The sequence below is a fragment of the Pedobacter sp. AW31-3R genome (assembly GCF_052180285.1).
Lineage (GTDB): Bacteria > Bacteroidota > Bacteroidia > Sphingobacteriales > Sphingobacteriaceae > Pedobacter.
On record NZ_CP197475.1, the window covers coordinates 964,804 to 984,539 of the forward strand.

The following is a 19,736-nucleotide window of genomic DNA, read 5'->3' on the forward strand; positions in this document are numbered from 1 at the left end:
ATGAGTAATAATGACATTATAAAAAAACTTCGTGTGGCCCTGGAGCTGAATAACGAAGACATTATTCACATTCTCGGACTGGTGAATTTTAAAGTGACCAAAAGTGAACTTGGGTCATTCTTCCGCAGTGAAGATCATCCAAACTTCAAACCTTGTGGAGATCAGATACTTCGCAATTTCTTAAACGGACTGGTAATTTATAAAAGAGGGCCGAGACCGGAGAAATTAACTCCGCCTCAAAATGATTAACGAATAATACTTCCATAATTCTGGAATTATTTATACCTTCCTTTTAAATTCAATACATGATAGTGCAAGCCGGGAAACCTGAGAAAGGAATGCCGGTTTGAAATTTCCACACTGAAAACTTTCTGTGTACCGAAAAAACAGGATTGCAGCGCTAATGACGAAGTCTTTAAATTTTCCTGAAAGTCTAGGCAATTTAAAATTTATAATTTTAATATCGGGGATGTTGCTGATTTCTGCACAGTCCATCACTGCACAGACACAGAGAAAGCTGATGGGTAAAGCACTTGACTCCCTGAGAGATGTCATTGCCGGAGCGGATGTCTATATTTTTTCTGACAACGATACCCTGAGTACCATTACAGATAATAAGGGAAATTTCTCTTTCTCCGGCTTCAAGGGGGAACAACTGTCGCTGATGATCATGAGTGTCGGTTTTAAGCCATTTACCCATACCTATACCTACAAACCCGGGCAGCTCGTTTTATCGCTCGGATCTATTGTGTTAAAACCCGAATCCAATTTACTTGATGAAGTGGTGATTAAGGCAAGGGATAACCAGATCAAGATCAGAAAAGATACCATTGAATATGATGCCGCTTATTATCAGCGGTATGAAAGCGACAGGGTAGAGGACCTGCTGCGGCAAATACCGGGGATCGAGATTGATGCGACAGGAAATGTATTCACCATGGGTAAGCCCCTGCTCAAACTCCGGGTGAATGGAGAGGATTTCTTTACCAGCAGCGTAAGGGATTTTATCGATCAGCTTCCGGCAAATGTGATCAGTAAACTGCAGATTATCAATGATTATGGGGATGAAGCGAATTTCACCGGCATCAAAGGCGACTCGCAGAAAATGCTGAACCTGGTCACCAAAGACGGGCAGAATATGGGTACTTTCGGGAATGTGGCTGCCAGTGTAGGAACCAATGACAGGTATGGAATAGTCGCCAATGGTAACCTGTGGCAGCAGAGTAAACAGATCGGGATCAAGTCGAGTTCCAATAATACCACTAATGAAGCCGGCGTAAATACCGTTGCCAATGCAGGGATCAATTACCGGGATAAACTCGCAAACGGTATTACCGCAAGCGCTGCCTATAACTATGGTTACAATAAAAATCTTGCACGGCAGGTGACGTTTACAGAAACCGTAAACAGCCTCAGCAGGTCCATCTTCAATAACACGGAATCTGAAACAAATTCGCGGGATAACAACCATAATATCAATTTCAATATCCAGTCTATAGCCAATAAAAGTTATTTACAGGCCTCGCTGACCGGGGCATTGGTGAATAAGGATAGGACTAGCAATAGCAATTCTATCCAGACCGGACAGACCAGGCAGGACCTGCTCAGCAACAACGGTTCCAATACAGAGCTTCCTACGATCAATGCTAATTTGGTTTGGGCGAGGAGCATGGAAAGGCCGGGCAGGAGTCTATCTGCCGGTATGGATTTCAGTAGCGGGATTAACCAGGTGAATGAAACCTTAAGGAATAAATTAAGTTACTACAACCGGACGGCGGATACGATCTTAAAAGATTCCCTGGTGAACAGACAGGTGGAAACCGAGAACCGCTCGAACAATTTAACTGTAGATTTCAGGTATAGTGAGCCACTAAGATACAGCAAAGATTCACTGATCAAAAGGAATATTGATTTTGCTTATTTTATGTCCTATAACAGTACGGACAATAGTTTATATACCAGGATCAACAATAGCCAGGGAAATTCTTCGGTAGTAGATTCATTGAGCTCAATTTATTCTTCTGCCTTCACGTTACACCGATTTGCATTGAATTACAGGTATCAGTCGCCTATAATTACCTATAGCCTCGGGTTGACCTTACAGCCGAGCCAGCTTACAGGACAATACCTGGGGAATGAAAACAGGATAAAACACAATGAACTTGACTTGTCGCCCATTGTGAACCTGAACTATAGCATTTCTGAATGGGAAAACCTGTCCTTTGTTTACACAGGAAGTAGTACTGCACCTGACTTTTACCAGCTTCAGCCGGTTCCCAACATCAGTAACCTGCAGAATGTGGTGATCGGTAATCCGAATCTACAGTCCAGTTTTACCCATTCAGGTTTACTGAGCTACCAACATACGAATGCCGTAAACGGCTCCATCCTGATGATGTCATTGAATGGTACCATTGCGGAAGATCAGGTGGTGAGTAATGTGGTGACAGCTCAGGATACCCTTGGCAGCTCCAGGCAGGAAACACGGTTTGAAAATGCAAACGGTGCCTATTCCCTGGGGAGTGTGTATTCCTTTTCTGTACCTATAGCCAAGAATAAATTCAATGCGGAATTGAGGGGGACATTTGATTACAACAGTGGCATTTCTTATGTCAACTATTATCCCAACAAGAACAGGACTATCAATTCTACCCATGCACTAAGACTGAAGATGAATCAGCGGCACCTCACACTTTCAGGTTCGGCAAGCTATAGCTATAGCAGCAATAGGTACTCCATAGAATATTTAAGGTTAAGGAACATTGAGACCTGGCAGTTTAACTTAAGCGGACGTAGTTTTGTGATCAAAAGCTTCTCCATCGGAGCTGATATTTCTAAAAGAATAAATTCTGGATATGCATTTGATATCGGTGATCCACTGCTGATCAATATGAATATGGAGAAAACCTTATTTAAAAATAAGCAGGCAACACTTTCTGTCCATGCTTATGACTTATTGAAGCAAGGCAATAACCTCAACCGGATGATTGACGGTAATATCATTACTGACAGCAAGTTCAATCAGATTACCCGGTATTTTATGCTGAGTTTTAACTATCGGCTACAAAACTTCGGGAGTAAGAAAAAATAAAGGCCGGTCATTGTAAACCGGCCTTTATTTTTAGACAGCATGTAAAGCCGCGTTAAGGGCTAAACCAGGAATCTGAAGGTCAAATGAGATTTGGCCTTCAGATCTTAAATTCCAGGGCAGATTACCCCAGTTTTTTATATTTAATACGATGAGGGGTCACATCACCCAAACGTTTTTTACGGTTCTCTTCGTAATCACTATAGTTTCCTTCAAAGAAGTACACCTGTGAATTTCCTTCAAATGCAAGGATATGCGTACAGATACGGTCCAGGAACCATCTATCGTGACTAATCACTACCGCACATCCGCCAAAGTTCTCCAGTGCTTCTTCCAGAGCCCTTAGGGTATTCACGTCGATATCATTCGTAGGCTCATCCAGCAGCAAGACATTGGCACCTTTTTTCAGGGTAATCGCCAGGTGAACCCTGTTGCGTTCCCCGCCAGATAAGATCCCTACTTTTTTCTGCTGATCGCCTCCGTTGAAATTGAATTTCGACACATACGCACGTCCATTAGCCGTTTTATTTCCCAGCTGGATATTGTCCAGTCCGTCAGTAATGTTCTCATATACCGTTTTTTCCGGATCAAGGTCATTGTGCATCTGGTCAACATAACCCAATGCTACAGTTTCACCTACCCTGAATGTTCCTTCATCAGGAGTTTCCTGTTCGGTAATCAGGCGGAACAGGGTGGTTTTTCCTGCACCATTGGGACCAATGATCCCAACAATTCCGGCAGGGGGTAAGGAGAAGCTCAGGTTTTCAAACAGGATTTTATCGCCATATGATTTCGTGATATTGTTCGCTTCAATTACCACGTTACCCAATCTTGGTCCCGCAGGAATAAAGAGCTCCAGTTTATCTTCCCTTTCTCTTGAATCTTCCGAGGCCAGTTTATCATAATTGGACAAACGTGCTTTAGATTTTGCATGTCTTGCTTTTGGCGCCATACGTACCCATTCCAGCTCACGTTCCAGGGTTTTCTGACGTTTACTCTCTGTTTTCTCTTCCTGTGCCAGGCGTTTTGCTTTCTGGTCTAACCAGGAAGAGTAATTTCCTTTCCATGGAATACCTTCGCCACGGTCAAGTTCAAGAATCCATCCCGCCACATTGTCCAGGAAGTACCTGTCGTGCGTCACGGCAATAACAGTACCTTTATACTCTTTCAGGAATTGCTCCAGCCAGTCGATGCTCTCCGCATCAAGGTGATTCGTAGGCTCATCCAATAACAATACATCAGGTTCCTGTAACAATAACCTGCACATGGCCACACGGCGGCGCTCACCACCTGAAAGTACACCAATTTTTGTATCCGGATCCGGGCAGCGCAAAGCATCCATTGCACGCTCCAGTTTATTGTCAAGCTCCCAGGCATTTACTGCATCAATTTTATCCTGAAGCTCGCCCTGCTTGATCATCAGTTTATCCATCACATCAGCATTCTCATACACTTCAGGAAGGCCGAACTGCTCATTAATGGCTTCATATTCCTGCAGGATAGCTGTAATCTCCGCAACCCCTTCTTCCACCACTTCCCGGACAGTCTTATTCTCGTCCAGTTCCGGTTCCTGTGCCAGGTAACCTACGGTATAACCCGGAGAGAAAACCACTTCACCCTGGAAAGCTTTGTCAATACCTGCAATGATTTTCAGAACTGAGGACTTTCCTGAACCGTTTAATCCGATGACACCGATTTTCGCGCCATAAAAAAAGGAAAGGTATATGTTTTTGAGTACTTGTTTTTGGGGAGGATAGATCTTGTTCACTCCCGCCATAGAAAATATTATCTTTTCGTCAGCCATTTGATGTTTTTATGTTTTGTGCCGGTGAGGGCTTTTTTTCTTTCTTGATTGGTACCGCAAATATAACAAGGTTAGGGGAAACGGAGGAAACAGCCTACACAAAAATAGACATAAATAAAAAAGAGGGCGATCATGTGTGAATGATACGCCCTCTTGTCATATGGAAGCGGATAGGTTATCCGTTTATGCTTCTCTTTTTTTCTTTTTGCCGTTACTGCTGTTATTCGCCACAACGATCAGGTCAGTTTCCTTATTGTAGTCAATTTCCAGTACATCACCTTCATTGATCTCTCCTTTAAGGATTTCCTCCGCAATCGGATCTTCCAGGTATTTCTGGATGGCACGTTTCAACGGACGGGCACCGAAGTTGCTGTCAAAACCTTTCTCGGCAATGAAGTCTTTCGCTACATCAGTCAGCTTAATTTCATAACCCAGGTTATGTACGCGGCCGAATAAGGCTTTCAGTTCAATGTCAATAATTTTGAAGATCTCCTCTTTACCTAAAGTATTGAATACAATCACATCATCCACACGGTTTAAAAACTCAGGAGCGAAGGCACGTTTCAGCGCGTTCTCGATCACCCCTCTTGAATGGGCATCCACCTGATTGGTTTTAGCGGCAGTAGAGAAACCTACACCCTGACCAAAATCTTTCAGCTGACGGGCACCAATATTGGAAGTCATGATAATAATCGTGTTCCTGAAGTCAACCTTACGGCCTAAGCTGTCTGTTAACTGACCTTCATCCAATACCTGGAGCAGGATGTTAAACACATCCGGGTGAGCTTTTTCAATCTCATCCAGCAAAATCACTGCATAAGGTTTACGGCGTACCTTTTCTGTCAGCTGACCACCTTCTTCATAACCAACATATCCCGGAGGCGCTCCCACTAAACGTGAAACAGCGAATTTCTCCATATACTCACTCATATCGATTTGGATCAGTGAATCATCACTGTCAAACATAAATCGTGCAAGTTCTTTGGCGAGCTCCGTTTTACCCACACCTGTAGGGCCTAAGAAAATAAATGAACCGATTGGTTTTTTAGGATCTTTAAGTCCGGCTCTTGTACGCTGGATGGCTTTAGTCAGCTTTTTGATCGCATCGTCCTGTCCGATAATTTTTTCTGCTACTGTCTCATACATGTTCAGTAACTTCACACTGTCGGTTTGTCCGACACGTTGCAAAGGGATACCAGTCATCATAGACACCACTTCAGCTACATTATCTTCAGAAACTACATAACGCTTGGTCTTTGTTTCTGCTTCCCATTCTGCTTTCGCTTTATCCAGTTCTTCGAGCAGGTTCTTTTCTGTATCCCTCAGTTTTGCGGCTTCCTCGTATTTCTGGCTTTTCACCACTTTGTTCTTCTCCACCTTGATATCTTCAATTTTGGTTTCGATATCAATAATGTTTTCAGGAACATGGATATTTGTCAAATGCACACGGGAACCGGCTTCGTCCAAAGCATCAATCGCTTTGTCAGGAAGGAACCTGTCAGTAATATATCTGGAGGTTAAGGCCACACAGGCATTGATAGCCTCATCTGTATAAGTTACCCCATGGTGATCCTCATATTTCTCCTTAATACGATTTAGTATTTCAATGGTCTCATCCGGAGTCGCCGGTTCGATCATCACTTTCTGGAAACGACGGTCTAGTGCACCATCTTTTTCGATATACTGACGGTATTCATCCAGTGTGGTTGCACCGATACATTGAATTTCTCCTCTTGCCAATGCAGGTTTGAACATATTCGACGCATCAAGGGAACCTGAAGCACCACCGGCACCAACAATCGTATGAATCTCATCGATAAATAAAATCACATCTGTTGATTTCTCCAGTTCATTCATTACTGCCTTCATCCGTTCTTCAAACTGCCCACGGTACTTCGTTCCTGCCACTAAAGAAGCAAGATCTAAGGTCACCACGCGCTTGTTGAACAATACCCTGGAAACTTTACGCTGAACAATACGCAGGGCAAGGCCTTCAGCAATAGCTGATTTTCCGACACCCGGTTCACCGATTAAAATCGGATTGTTCTTCTTACGGCGGGAAAGGATCTGCGACACGCGCTCAATCTCTTTTTCCCTGCCCACGATAGGATCCAAACGGCCTTCTTCAGCAGCTTTCGTCAGGTCTCTTCCAAAATTGTCCAGCACTGGTGTTTTGGATTTGATGTCAGAAACTTTCTTGGGACTGCTAAAGCTTTCTTCTTCACGATAATCATCGTCTCCGCCGGTTGAAGCACTATTCTGGGTTTCATCTCTGAATCCATTTTTATTCACTTCTACCTCCTGTTTAAAGATTTCGTAATTGATACTATACTGCAATAAAATCTGTGAAGCAATATTATCATCGTCACGCAGAATGGACAACAACAGGTGCTCTGTACCGATCAGGTCACTTTTAAATATTTTAGCTTCCAGATAAGTGATTTTTAATACTTTTTCGGCTTGCTTTGTCAATGGGATATTTCCCAGATTAACCGTTACACTGGAAGTACCCCTCACTGCCTCTTCAATTGAACGACGCAATTTAGATGTATCTACTCCCAACGATTTTAATATTTTGATGGCCATACCATCGCCTTCGCGAATCAGACCTAACAAAAGATGTTCAGCGCCTATGTAATCGTGACCTAGTCTCAGGGCTTCTTCCCTGCTAAACGAAATCACGTCTTTGACTTGTGGTGAAAATTTAGCTTCCATATATACCTTTTCTAAAAACGCAACGCCCCTAAACTATAAAATGTTATTAATAAAGCGTTACCAATCTGATTTATTTTATCAACAATTACGCCATACAGACTTGCATAGATTCAGCAACTGACGTTATTTCACTAAACTTACTAACTTTTGGAACGAATAGCAATATTATTATCCCTATCTAAAAAAAATAAAAACAAGCCCAGGAACTGTTTTAGTAATCATTGATATAAATATCAGACTCCATTCGTTCAGTATTGTCCAAAAAATGTAATCATTTTTGCAAACCAGAGAACCTGTCATTTTGTTACCTACGGATAGTTTTATGTACGATATTGTCAGGAGTAAGGATGTATTAAATACTTGATTTGAAGCTGGAAGAGGTGCTTAGAATAGTGTTAACTGTGAACCGGGTACGGAAAAAAGACCTGAATCCAGGCTGATCCGCTTTTCGTTCAATCCATTTAGCCGGCAATGCAATTTAAAGGTATCACTGATCAGCTTGGCAATGTTTCCCTCGCCAGTCATCCGTTGCCGGAAACGGCTGTCGTTCACCGCGCCTCCATGGCAGGATTGAATCATATGCCATACCTTATCGAACCTATCCGGAAAATTGCTCTTCAGCCAGTCTTCAAAAATCGGCCCTATAGCACCGTTTAGACGTACTATCGTATATCCTGCGCTGATGGCACCATGCTGGGAAACAGCCTTCAGGATGGCAGGGATTTCATGATCGCTTAAACCCGGAACCAGCGGAGCAACCATCACCCCTACAGGAATCCCGGCTTTGCTGAGTGTTTCCACCACTTTCAGCCGCTGTTTTGCCGTTGCTGTCCTGGGTTCCATCTGCAGACGCAGCTGCTCATTTAAACTATTGATGGAGAGGTATACCGTGCACAGATTAAGTTTTGCCATTTCCTGAAGCAGATCTATGTCACGTAATACCAGGGCATTTTTGGTGATCATACCAATAGGCTGTCTATACTCCAGTGCAATCTCCAGCAACTGACGGGTAATCCTGAATTTTCTTTCCGCAGGCTGGTAACAATCAGTATTGCCCGATAATGAAATGACTTCTGCATTCCATCCTTTGCGTTCCAGGAACTTTCTGAACAATGCCGGTGCGTCTTTTTTGACGATGATTTTACGCTCAAAATCAAGGCCCGCACTAAAACCCCAGTATTCGTGTGTATTGCGGGCATAACAATAGGTACAGCCATGTTCACATCCCTGGTAGGGATTAAGGGAATAAGCCATGCCCACATCTGGACTGTCCACTTTATTCACGACCGATTTGGAACTGGCCTGAATGAAAGAAGTTTTATGATTTTGTGTTTCCCAGTCATCAATCCCCTCCACATGTTCCTGCACATAGGAGATTTGCTGAAAGCGGTTATGGGGATTAAATTGCGCACCTCTGCCTTTAAGGTAATGGTCTGCAGATGTATCATTTTGTATCATTGAATAAAATTACTAATAATATTAGTAATTAAAAATGATTATAGCCAGAATATTTAGTCAAAGACCTGTTGGTATAAATAAGTAGGGATGGAAATCTATTGTGGCCGGGTATCTCTTTCTAATCAATTATCTTTTCTTCAGGGGGACATAATCCATAGGTATCATATCACCTATTTTTTCGTAAGCCCAGAAACCTTCATACAATAAGGACCTGGCATCATGCATGCTGCCATTGGCATAGAAACTGCTGGCACCATGGAGCTGATGGATGACAGAAATTTCATAATTGGGTATGTTCAGTGGTCTCAGTACATAATGTCCTGTATTGGAATACGCCAGTGGTTCTTCCTCTTTGGTAAACATCACATACAGTTCATCTTTAAAATTGATCGTTTTCCTGTTCGGATAAATCTGCTTCACCAGCGTGTCAGTGCGTACCCCGGAAGTATCTAAAGTGACATATTCTTTTGGCAACTGTGAAAGCTTCCCTATAGTCTGCAGGGAATCATTGAAATCTGAACCTACACGCATCAATCCCTTCATTTTAGCCAGTAATCTTTTCCGGGTCGCATTGATCAGGCTGTCAGAAGGGCGATTGGGATTGGGTATTTTGATTCTTTTGTAGATAATGAAACCTTCCTCGGCAGTGGTATTCCGGTAAAGCGACTGGAAAAAGTGCTGCGGTGAACCTGCATAGGCAATTTCCCTGCTTTTCTGCCATTCCCTTTTTTTCTTCCCTGTGCCTTTTAAATCTTCAAAAACCGGTAATCCGGAAAAATAAACTATTCTTGAATTGTAATCATATTCAAACAGGTTCAGCATATATTTCAGGCGGTAGCCGAGTGCCTTATTTTCTACTACCAGAAATTCGTTACTGGTTACCCTTAACACATTTACATTTCTGTCAAATTTGGTGTAAAGAACATTTGGGTTCAGTATTTTACATTTCTGCGAATTGGGAGTCCTGCCGATGAAAAATTCCTTAAAGGTCTGCAGGTTCTTTTCCCGGTCAGGATCAGCCAGAATCACCACTTCATTCAGCATAATGGTATTCTCCGCCAGTACGATTTTGATGTCGACCGATTTATCGGAGATAATCACACTTTTGCTGTAGGGTAGAAATCCCATCATCTGTACCACGACCTCATATGAGCCTGGCTTGAGTTTGTTCAGTCCGAATTTCCCGTCCATATTGGTCACCGTTGCGGTGGTATATCCGCTGAGATAGATACCGGCGCCGGGTAAAGTTTCCCCTTTCTTATCCTGAACCTGACCTGTAATGGAATACAGGTTTTGCGCATGCGACAGCATGTTGGTGCACAAAAGAAACACAAGTGCCAGCAGAGATTTAATCATGGAGCTAATGTACCGAAAAAGGCAGTTTCCCTGCAAAAGGAAAAAGCCCTTCAGGGGCTTTAAAAATGTTAAAAAGAGTTAAACTTTATAAATATATCCCAGCAGGTCTTCCGCATTTTTTAAGGCCGATTCAGCTGGATTTTTACCGCTCAGCATTTCTGCAATCACTGCAACACGTTCTTCTTTCTTCAGCCGGCGTATGGCCGTTGTTGTTTTTTCCGATTGTTCATTTTTATACACAAAGTAATGGGCAGTACCTTTTGCCGCAATCTGCGGAAGGTGGGTAATACAGATCACCTGCATGTTCCTTTCCAGTTCACCGATCACGTCACCCACACGTAAGGCCGTCTCACCGGAAATACCCGTATCAATCTCGTCAAAAATAAGGGTAGGGAGGGAGGTATGTTTGGATATGATGGATTTGATGGCCAGCATTAAGCGGGACAGTTCTCCTCCGGAGGCAACTTTGCTCACCGGGGCCGGAGCCTGGCCAACATTTGCGGAAAACAGTAAGGCAATCATGTCTTTTCCATCCTTATTCAGATTTTCCACCACTGTCTGCTCAATTTTAATCTTGGCATTCGGCATTCCGACACGGTTTAGGATTTCCCCGACCTGATTTTGTGCGACAGTGATGGCCTTGCTTCTGTTTTTTGATAAAATATCAGCTATCTTTTCGAGTTCCGTTTTTAAGGTATTGATTTCTTTGATCAGGCGTTCAATTTCCTCGTCGCTGTTCAGCAGCGTATTCAGGCTGTCGGATAAGTTATTTTTGATCAGGATCAACTCTTCTACACCATTTACACGGTGTTTTTGTTGCAGCGTATACAGCGTATCCAGGCGAAGATTGATTTCTTCAATTCTGGCAGGATTGAAAACGATATCTTCTTCCAGTCCTGTAGCCTCATGGGCAATATCTTTCAGTTCAATAATTGCGGAACGGAGCCTATCGTTCAAGGCATGATATAAAGGATTAAACTTTTCTATGGCCTGCATCTGGTTCACTGCCTCTTTTAAAATGGGCAATGCTGCGGTTTCTTCGCTGTCGAGCAGCGCATAAGTGTTCAGTAAACCACGCTTGATACTTTCGGAATTATTCAATGCTTCCAGCTCAATTTCCAGTTGTGCCTGTTCGTCTGCCTGCAGATTGGCCTGTTCCAGTTCATTGAATAAAAACTGTTCATAATCCTGTTTGCTTCTCGCCTCATCTGCTGAACTCTGCATATTTAAGAGGTGTTGCAGGTTTCTCTTGTACAGTTTAAATTTCTGCCTGTACTCCGTTAACAGGGGAAGGTGATCAGACAAGGTATCTACGACCGACAATTGAAAACCAGGATCATTCACTTCTGCTGTTGCGTGCTGGGAATGGATATCGATCAGCTTTTCACCGATTTGCTTCATCACAGATAAGGTAACCGGCGTATCATTGATAAAAGCCCTGGATTTCCCGTCAATCGAAATTTCCCTTCTCAGGATACTTTCCTCATGAAAATCGAGGTCAAAATCTTCGAAATAAGCTTTAATGGAGGTATTGGAAAGTTTAAACTGACCTTCAATTACACATTTCTTTTCCTGACTGAAAAAGTATTTCGTCTCCGCACGCTGTCCCAGTATCAGGGAAAGCGCACCGAGCATAATAGATTTTCCTGCCCCGGTTTCTCCGGTAATAATATTCAGACCTTTATCAAGTTCAAGGTCAACACTGTCAATCAGTGCATAATTACGTATAGAAAGTTTCTGTAGCATATCTGTTTGCTAAATTATAAAAACTTAGCCAATCGCAGTTTATTTCTTTGTTAACAAAAAAAGCGACCGGATTGTTCACCGGTCGCTAAGGTTAGTTGTGTGTTAACTGTTCAGCAGGTTTTTTGCGATCTTTTTAGCCTGAGTTGCTGTGCCTGGCTGATGCCAATGGTGGCTTAGGCGAATGGTATGAAAAAAACTATTCCTGTATAGCTTTCTCTCTTTGGCTTTTCTTCTCCATCAATACCTTAACGTCATCATCGAATTTCTTCTTCAATTCCTGGTATTCCCGGCTTTGTTTGATCTCCTGGTCGCGTAACTGATCCGCACGATTTAACCCCGTTATTTTGTAGTTTTTTGTTAAGACCAGCGTGTTTTTCTGCCCCTCTGCAGAAGATACAATTTTATGGATCTCCATAGTTTTGGCCGCCAGGGCAGAACTGATTTCCTGAATATCTGCCTGTTGTTTAGCAGTGAAAACTGGTGCTCTTCTTAATTCGGCCTTCATTTTCATATTTGCTTTCTTCATTTTTTGTAGCGGACTAACGGCTTTGCCCATTTTCTTTCCCAGCTCGTCCAGTTCTTTCTGCAGCGCTTCTATTCTCTTTTTTTCCTGTGGAGAAAGCGGGTCTTTTATCCTAAAAACCGATGCGTCGTCTGCACTGAATTTATTCTTGCCCATAGAACTTACCGCCTTGAATTCCTCATTGGTCAGTCCCTCGAAATTGATATTATTTATGATGGAATCTGTTAATCCTGTGAGGCTATTATTGACAGTGATCATGACATCACTAAGGTCAATTACTCCGCCATTATTCTGAATCACAGTATCTATGTCAGGCCGGCCAACAGAATCCTTACAATCCTTGGTTTTAATGTTAATTTTCAGTTTCTTTTTTGATGTATCTGCGGGTTCCTGCTGTAAAGAAAGGGCAGGATTCATTATCTTATTGATATTCTCCTTCAGCGATAGCTGAATAGCCGATTGGAGTGCTGCTGATTTTTCATGCAGGGAGATTTCAGCCTTTAATGGTTTAATCCATGCCAGGGAAATTACAGTAACAAGTGTTAATGTAATGGCAAAAAACTTTTGTTTAGCGTTCATATAATCAGTTTTCATATCTGTGATTCTTTTAATACGTTGATACAAGTATTGTTTTTTACCTGTTGCAGCGAGTGCCAGGTCTAGGTTTTGATGATCGGCAAGTAACTCCAGTTTCAGCAGGGCATGGGCGTAGGTCATAGGGGTCTGGGTCAGCCCGACAACCATATCGTCGCAGGCATGTTCGCGTTCAATGTCGATGTACTTTCCGATAAGCCATACAAATGGGTTAAAGAACAAAAGTGTATCTATCATTGTCCGGAACAGGTTCAGGAGATAATCATTGCGCCTGATGTGAGACAATTCATGGATCAGGATGGCTTCTACCTGTGCAAGATCCATTTGTGTAGCCAGACTTATGGGAAACAGGACTACTGGTTTCATATAACCAATAATCAATGGTACCTGCACCTGATCTGACAGCCAGAAAGTAACTTTTCTTCTGATATTTAGTTTTTGCGTGAGGGTGTCAAATAAGAGTTTCCAGTTTTCCGGGATCTGGGTATGCGGACCTTTTTTCAGGGATAAGATTTTCTGGTATCCCTGGAAGACAAAGAAGGATTGTATGCCAATCCCGATCACATACAGACAAACCAGATAGGGGAATAGCTTTTCTGCATATTGGCTCACCGACACCTGTGTGGCCAGAAAATTATTTGTTGCTGCCAGTCCTGAAGCCGTGGTTCCATGGGCTTCGCTTACAGGCAAGTCGAATATCTTTAGAAAAGTAAACACAAAACAAAGGAGCATTAGGCTGTTCGCTGAAAAGGCAAACAAATACCTGGTTTTAGCTTTCAGTTGAGGGAAACCCAGCTGAACCAGCATAACCAGCCCATAGATGATAGCTCCTTGCCATAGGGAATGAAGGATACTCCATCCCGTCGCCTTAATCAGATTGTGTAATAAAGCTTCCATATTATTGCATTAAAATTCGTTAAGTTGTTCGTTAAGTTATGATTTGTGGTCTGGGGAATATACCCGGCGGTTTTTTAATTTCTGTCCTGACGGCTGGAGTTCTGGAGAACCTGATTGCTCAGGATGAAAAAGTAATTTGACTGATCACGATTTGTTTTCCAGCTCATCCAGGTATTTTTTGATGGCATCAATTTCATCCTTGCTTGACTTATGGTTGCCCAGTGCCTGCATCACCAACCTCGCTGCTGATCCGTTGAAGGCATTGTCGATTAATTTATTCAGCAGGTGTTGCTGTGTTTTCTGCTGACTGGCCAGCGCACTATAGATATGTGTTTTTGAAGACGTATCCCTGTCTACCAAACCTTTTTCATGCATAATCTGCATGAGCTTTAATGTGGTCGTATATCCGGCTTCTTTATTTTTAGTTAGAATTTCATGTACATCCCTTACCGTACAATTGCCTTTTTGCCAAAGGATCTGAAGAATCTCCAGTTCGCTTTCTGTTGGTTTTGATGTGATTTCTGTTGCCATTACTTTCGTACGAATTGTTTCGTAATCGAATGTACGAATATATTCGTATAAAAGAAATAATAGTTGAAAAATAATTATTGGAGTGGGGGGAGGGTACTCAGAAAAGAAGTATGTCCAGCAATATGTTGAGGATGGAAGTTTGTTTAAAACGAAGTATGCTTAGAGAAGTATGCTTAAAAAACGATATGCGCTAAAAAGAACATCATCTGGGAAATGTGCTAAAAAAAGATACTGGTGATTTCCTGGGAAAAAGAATATTACTTCTTTAATTTCTCATACTTATTGATATTTGCCGGATCAATATCACTCAAAAGGAGGAAAGCTTTCGCTTTATCCTGAGGGGCACCGGCTGCAATAAAATTCACCACTTCATCGGCTTTAGCAGCAAAATAAACATTCGGGAAAATCGATCCCAGTTTCTGTTTATCCATTTTTTTTAAAGCAGGCAGTAAACCAATCAATGTTTGCGTAGCCGCTGATCTGTCTTTCTGCATGTCATCTAAAGCACTGGAATGATAACCATAAATAAAAACTCTTAGCTCTTCAAACGATTTATTCAACAGATTCTCATTTAACCAATAACGATTCCTGAGTCCATCGAAAGCTTTCCAACCTGTATTGCCTGACGCCTGTGCAACGTTTAATATATTCTGGGCCTTTAAAAAATAGGGTGTTCCGCCTAACTGGCTGAAGCTATCCTTATCCAGGCCGACAATGGTATAGGCATAATAAGACAATAGTGAACTTAAGTTGCTTAAATAATTCTGTTCAGAGACATCAATGGGTTGTCCTTCATTGTAATTGAAATCAAAATCTTTATCACTCAGGTTCAGAATAGTGCTGGTATAAGCCGATCCATACACAGGCCGGCTGCTCTGGATTTGTGCTTCTGCCTTATAGGCAGAGCTGCCATCCCAGGCGGTAAGGGTAATCACCAGGTTGCAATCAATCCTTTCCTGGGGCAGGTAGGTCTCGGTACTCCATTTATTGTTATTGAGGAAATTCCTGATGGTGGCCTGGATCAGTTCTACCGTCTGTTTATTGATATTGGAAAGTGTTGGCGCCAGTACCTGAACCCTTGCATTCAGTTCCTGGGCATTTACAGCAGTGCTAAACACAGCTAATGAACAGAGCAGAAAAATAATCAGCAGTTTCTTCATTGGATGATATTGATTTTTACAGCAAATAAAGATACAATGGATTTCGCGTTATTAAACGAGCTTCAGGATTTCGGTACAGATATCTTTGGCAACTTCAACTTTTGTTTTGGCAGCGAAGGTCAGTTTCCCGGCTGTGGAATTAAAGATAGTAATTTTGTTGGTATCTTTCTGGAAACCGGCATCTTTGTCCTGCAGGGAATTAAGGACAATGAGATCAAGGTTTTTCTTCACCAGTTTTGCTCTTGCATGCTCCTCTTCATTTTCAGTTTCAAGGGCAAATCCAACCAGTATTTGTCCGCTTTTTTTCAGCTGTCCGAGATGGGCAAGGATATCTGTCGTTTTCTTCAGTTCAATGCTAAATGCATCAGCTGATTTTTTAATCTTTTGTGTGGCGACCTGTACAGGGGTATAATCTGCAACAGCGGCACTCATGACCATGATATCGGTAGATTCAAAATGGTTCCTGCAGGCTTCGAACATTTCTGCTGCAGTAACGACAGGAACAAGTTTTACATTTTGTTTGCTTTGTTGGGCTGTTGGCCCAGTGATGAGTAGGACTTCAGCACCCATTTCTGCCAGTTGGTCTGCAATAGCAAAACCCATTTTGCCGGAAGAATGATTTCCGATAAAACGAACAGGGTCTATCGGTTCATAAGTTGGGCCGGCAGTCACCAGGACTTTCTTTCCATAAAGGGGAAGGCGTTTACTGATGTGTTGTGTAACAAAAGAAATGATCTCTTCAGGTTCGGCCATTCTGCCTTCACCATGCAGGCCACTTGCCAGTTCGCCACTTCCCGGAGCAATTAATATATTTCCGAAACTGATTAAACGGGCAACATTGTCATGGGTACTTTCGTGTTTCCACATATCGAGATCCATTGCCGGAGCAAAAAATACGGGGCACTTGGCTGACAGGTAAACGGCGCTGAGCAGGTTATCACAGATACCATTTGCCATCTTCGCGAGGGTATTGGCTGTAGCAGGAGCGACAATCATATAATCGGCCCAAAGACCCAGTTCAACATGATTACTCCATACCCCGGTTTCTTCTTCGAAATATTTGGTATAAACCGGATTTTTAGATAGGGTGGAAAGCGTTAGCGGAGTAATGAATTCTGCCGCATCAGCTGTAAGGATTACCCTGACGTTTGCACCAGCCTTAATCAGTAATCTGACTAATGTAGCAGCTTTATAGGCTGCAATACTGCCGCAAACGCCAAGTATAATATTTTTATTCCGGAGCATAGTTTATGCATTTAAACAGATATGCAATGTAATTCTATGCTGCTTTTTATTGAGCGTCTTTAGCAGGATTTCTGTGATAAACTTTATCATTCAGAAACTCATCAATAGCAATAAGACTAGGTTTAGGCATACGCTCATAGTGCTTACTGATTTCAATTTGTTCCCTGTTCTCAAAAATCTCTTCCAGGTTATCATTTGATGAAGCGAATTCGGCTAATTTACCGTGTAATTCTTCTTTCATGTTATTAGAAATCTGATTAGCCCTTTTAGAAATAATAACTAAAGACTCATAGATATTTTCTGTCTTCTGGTCTAAATCATTTACATTTCTTGTAACCGTAGTATTCGATATTGCGGGTTTATTCGTATTCATTATATGTTGGGATTATTTTATTATTGGAGTTCTGGCGAGACTGTCTTTTTTCGCATCCTTCTCGATTAATGCTTTATATTTTGCGATCTGGTTAGCTTCAAGTGCGATGATTTCCTTGGCTTTAACTATACCAGCTTCACTGTCTTTTTTTAGTTCTTTTGCTTCTGCAAGATACTTACTTTCAGGATATTTTTCGATAAAATCATTTGCATATCCGATGGCTTCAGAATATCTTGTTTCCTGACGGAAAGGATAACTGTTTCTCGCATATTCATACTGGGATCTGACAATTAGTAAATCCATTTCCTCGATATATTTGATATCCGGATAGTCAATTTCACCATTTTTTAAGGAGATCACAGATGATTTATAGTTCGCCATCTGGAATCCACCAAGGTCATAATATAACCTTGCATTGGTATATGCTTTTAATTCCAGTTTGTTACGTAAGTCTGAAATATACTGACTTGCCTGCGCTACACGTTCACTCTTAGGGTATAAGTTGATAAATAATTGCAAGGCATCAATAGCTTTGTAGGTATTTTCCTGATCCAGTGTGAATTCAGGAGAATCCTGGTAATAGCAAAAAGCACCCATGTACCTGCATTCTTCTGCATTTTTACTTGTAGGGTAGGTGTCTGCGAAATATTTAAATTGAAAACGTGCAGTTGTATAGTCCTTTAGCCTGTATAAGGTGTAGGCGTAATAGTAGTTCAGATCTTCAGCTTCGGCCCTGCCCCTGTACTTTTGTGACAGGTCTTCAAATAGGATTAACGCTTTGGAATAATCTTTCTTGTTGTATAATCTAATGGCTTCCTGGTATTTTTTTGCCACATCATTACTTAGCCTGATTTTTTCAAAACGGCTTTTGCAACCTGCAATGCTCAGGGCTACAACAGTTACAGCTAGTATAAAAGCGTGTTTAATTTTAAACATTTTACAAAGATAAGGTAATAATACGATAACGTCAATTAAAAATAATCGAGTGCTAAGCTATATAAAGCCTTTTTAACAGCCAAGCTGTTAACATAATTTAACAATTGCGTTCGGAGAGGGTGCTTTGGCACTTTATCGGAGCGTCAAGGTATTCTCGTTATTACATGTTCAATTAGATTCACACTGGATACGCAGCTGACTCCCACTTTATACTCAGTTTTTGAATGTTTTTATAGGGTATTCCCAGGGAATTTGATGCCTGTATACTGAGGTTCTTTCCGAAGACGTTCCGGCGAGTTACCGGACAGTTATACTGTATTTTACGTTGAAAAACTAAAAAATCCTTAATTGTAACAGGACAAATAAGGACAAACGTGGACAAATGCGGACATGGTCTTGCACTGTCCTGCAGGATTGCCTAAATTACCTCCCCATACAAAAATAACATATTTAATTAAATAAACGATGGCTATACTAAAAGGAAGATTCCTGCGCGGAATCGTAGGCCCCGTAGTCTTTAAAAAGGCGGGCGACAAACAACAAGTGACTGCAAAAGCCGGTGCAAGGAAGCAGACACCAGCTACAAAAGCTGCGGCGAACATTTTTGGACTGTCAGGTTCCCTGAGCCAACTCATCAGAACTGCATTTAAGCATGAATCTGAAGTTGCGCTGGACGGCTCTGTTCATGCCAGGCTAAGTGCTGCCATCAACAGCGCGCTAAATTATAGTCACGACTCTTCGGGAATAGGGTTTCATTTCCGAGAGGATAGCTTCCAGGCACTCGAGGGGTTTGATTTTAATGATAAACTTCGTTTGTGTGAAAAATTACCGGCAAGCGTAATTGTAGGCATGGAGCCGGATGAACTGAGCGTTGACTTTCCAAAAACAGACAGGCCTCTAATGCTAAGATTCCCTAAAAAGACAGATTCCTGTGAACTTACGTTCAATGCTGCATTTTTTCGCTTGCAAGAGGGATTGATGAGCAGTACAACAGATCGATATGTCATGGAGATAACCAATCCCTCTGCAGACCTCAATGGACTGCATGTTTCCTTTCCTATTCCCAAAGGCAGCCTTTGCCTGTTGACCCTTAGCATTGAATATTTCAAAAGAAGGCGACCACTGGCTGATGCCAAACCGAATGCCGGCGGAATTCTATTGGCCCGGATTACTCCGGGGGATTATGAGGAAAGTGGGAAGTTTCGATGGATGGAGCATGGGTTGTGCTTTTGAGGAGGAATAAAATTTGCTGTGTGATCCAATCCAGTGTTAAATGTGTGGAGAGCGATGATTAATCAAAAGTGCGTTTT

Annotated in this window: 14 protein-coding genes; 3 read left to right on the forward strand and 11 right to left on the reverse strand. The window is 42.0% G+C overall.

From position 1 onward, the window contains the following. Both ACSBL2_RS04080 and ACSBL2_RS04085 read left to right on the forward strand, forming a co-directional pair. A complete protein-coding gene (locus ACSBL2_RS04080) occupies positions 1–249 on the forward strand; it encodes a DUF1456 family protein (RefSeq protein ID WP_442590393.1) in 249 nt (82 codons plus the stop codon). Between the two features lie 220 nt (positions 250–469). Beyond that, positions 470–3,091, forward strand: a complete 2,622-nt coding sequence (locus ACSBL2_RS04085; protein WP_442590394.1) for an outer membrane beta-barrel protein — start codon at positions 470–472, stop codon at positions 3,089–3,091. A 121-nt stretch (positions 3,092–3,212) separates the two neighbouring features. Here ACSBL2_RS04085 and ettA read toward each other — a convergent pair whose 3' ends face one another. The 11 genes from ettA to ACSBL2_RS04140 form a co-directional block, all read right to left on the reverse strand. Further along, positions 3,213–4,892 carry an energy-dependent translational throttle protein EttA gene (gene ettA / locus ACSBL2_RS04090; RefSeq protein ID WP_442590395.1) on the reverse strand — a complete coding sequence of 560 codons (1,680 nt, stop codon included), beginning with the start codon at positions 4,890–4,892 and terminating at the stop codon, positions 3,213–3,215. 183 nt (positions 4,893–5,075) lie between these two features. Next, on the reverse strand, positions 5,076–7,607 hold the full coding sequence (locus ACSBL2_RS04095; RefSeq protein WP_442590396.1) for an ATP-dependent Clp protease ATP-binding subunit: 2,532 nt from the start codon (positions 7,605–7,607) through the stop codon (positions 5,076–5,078). Between the two features lie 384 nt (positions 7,608–7,991). Then, positions 7,992–9,065 (reverse strand): PA0069 family radical SAM protein, encoded by a 1,074-nt coding sequence (locus ACSBL2_RS04100; RefSeq protein WP_442590397.1) that lies wholly within the window; start codon positions 9,063–9,065, stop codon positions 7,992–7,994. Between the two features lie 126 nt (positions 9,066–9,191). Next, complete coding sequence (locus ACSBL2_RS04105; RefSeq protein ID WP_442590398.1) at positions 9,192–10,421, reverse strand: carboxypeptidase-like regulatory domain-containing protein; 1,230 nt, start codon at positions 10,419–10,421, stop codon at positions 9,192–9,194. A gap of 78 nt (positions 10,422–10,499) precedes the next feature. After that, positions 10,500–12,167 carry a DNA repair protein RecN gene (recN, locus tag ACSBL2_RS04110; RefSeq protein WP_442590399.1) on the reverse strand — a complete coding sequence of 556 codons (1,668 nt, stop codon included), beginning with the start codon at positions 12,165–12,167 and terminating at the stop codon, positions 10,500–10,502. A 196-nt stretch (positions 12,168–12,363) separates the two neighbouring features. Beyond that, complete coding sequence (locus tag ACSBL2_RS04115; protein WP_442590400.1) at positions 12,364–14,181, reverse strand: M56 family metallopeptidase; 1,818 nt, start codon at positions 14,179–14,181, stop codon at positions 12,364–12,366. A 144-nt stretch (positions 14,182–14,325) separates the two neighbouring features. Further along, the gene (locus ACSBL2_RS04120) at positions 14,326–14,712 is read right to left on the reverse strand and encodes a BlaI/MecI/CopY family transcriptional regulator (RefSeq protein WP_442590401.1); all 387 of its coding nucleotides are present in this window, start codon (positions 14,710–14,712) and stop codon (positions 14,326–14,328) included. A gap of 257 nt (positions 14,713–14,969) precedes the next feature. Further along, a complete protein-coding gene (locus ACSBL2_RS04125; protein ID WP_442590402.1) occupies positions 14,970–15,872 on the reverse strand; it encodes a DUF4835 family protein in 903 nt (300 codons plus the stop codon). A 51-nt stretch (positions 15,873–15,923) separates the two neighbouring features. After that, the gene (gene coaBC / locus ACSBL2_RS04130; RefSeq protein WP_442590403.1) at positions 15,924–17,117 is read right to left on the reverse strand and encodes a bifunctional phosphopantothenoylcysteine decarboxylase/phosphopantothenate--cysteine ligase CoaBC; all 1,194 of its coding nucleotides are present in this window, start codon (positions 17,115–17,117) and stop codon (positions 15,924–15,926) included. Positions 17,118–17,163: 46 nt separating this feature from the next. After that, positions 17,164–17,490, reverse strand: a complete 327-nt coding sequence (locus ACSBL2_RS04135) for a DNA-directed RNA polymerase subunit omega (protein ID WP_442590404.1) — start codon at positions 17,488–17,490, stop codon at positions 17,164–17,166. 12 nt (positions 17,491–17,502) lie between these two features. After that, entirely contained in the window at positions 17,503–18,426 is a 924-nt protein-coding gene (locus ACSBL2_RS04140) for an outer membrane protein assembly factor BamD (protein WP_442590405.1), read from the reverse strand. Positions 18,427–18,891: 465 nt separating this feature from the next. Between ACSBL2_RS04140 and ACSBL2_RS04145 the strand changes: the two genes are divergently transcribed. Next, a complete protein-coding gene (locus tag ACSBL2_RS04145) occupies positions 18,892–19,659 on the forward strand; it encodes a hypothetical protein (protein ID WP_442590406.1) in 768 nt (255 codons plus the stop codon). The last annotated feature ends 77 nt before the right edge of the window (positions 19,660–19,736 follow it).

Coding starts and splice junctions, on each gene's coding strand:
- ACSBL2_RS04095 (WP_442590396.1), bottom strand. CDS start 7,607: ATGGAAGCTAAATTTTCACCACAAGTCAAAGACGTGATTTCGTTTAGC.
- coaBC (WP_442590403.1), bottom strand. CDS start 17,117: ATGCTCCGGAATAAAAATATTATACTTGGCGTTTGCGGCAGTATTGCA.
- ACSBL2_RS04100 (WP_442590397.1), bottom strand. CDS start 9,065: ATGATACAAAATGATACATCTGCAGACCATTACCTTAAAGGCAGAGGT.
- ACSBL2_RS04115 (WP_442590400.1), bottom strand. CDS start 14,181: ATGGAAGCTTTATTACACAATCTGATTAAGGCGACGGGATGGAGTATC.
- ACSBL2_RS04085 (WP_442590394.1), top strand. CDS start 470: ATGTTGCTGATTTCTGCACAGTCCATCACTGCACAGACACAGAGAAAG.
- ACSBL2_RS04120 (WP_442590401.1), bottom strand. CDS start 14,712: ATGGCAACAGAAATCACATCAAAACCAACAGAAAGCGAACTGGAGATT.
- ACSBL2_RS04135 (WP_442590404.1), bottom strand. CDS start 17,490: ATGAATACGAATAAACCCGCAATATCGAATACTACGGTTACAAGAAAT.
- ettA (WP_442590395.1), bottom strand. CDS start 4,892: ATGGCTGACGAAAAGATAATATTTTCTATGGCGGGAGTGAACAAGATC.
- ACSBL2_RS04080 (WP_442590393.1), top strand. CDS start 1: ATGAGTAATAATGACATTATAAAAAAACTTCGTGTGGCCCTGGAGCTG.
- ACSBL2_RS04125 (WP_442590402.1), bottom strand. CDS start 15,872: ATGAAGAAACTGCTGATTATTTTTCTGCTCTGTTCATTAGCTGTGTTT.
- ACSBL2_RS04140 (WP_442590405.1), bottom strand. CDS start 18,426: ATGTTTAAAATTAAACACGCTTTTATACTAGCTGTAACTGTTGTAGCC.
- ACSBL2_RS04105 (WP_442590398.1), bottom strand. CDS start 10,421: ATGATTAAATCTCTGCTGGCACTTGTGTTTCTTTTGTGCACCAACATG.
- ACSBL2_RS04145 (WP_442590406.1), top strand. CDS start 18,892: ATGGCTATACTAAAAGGAAGATTCCTGCGCGGAATCGTAGGCCCCGTA.
- recN (WP_442590399.1), bottom strand. CDS start 12,167: ATGCTACAGAAACTTTCTATACGTAATTATGCACTGATTGACAGTGTT.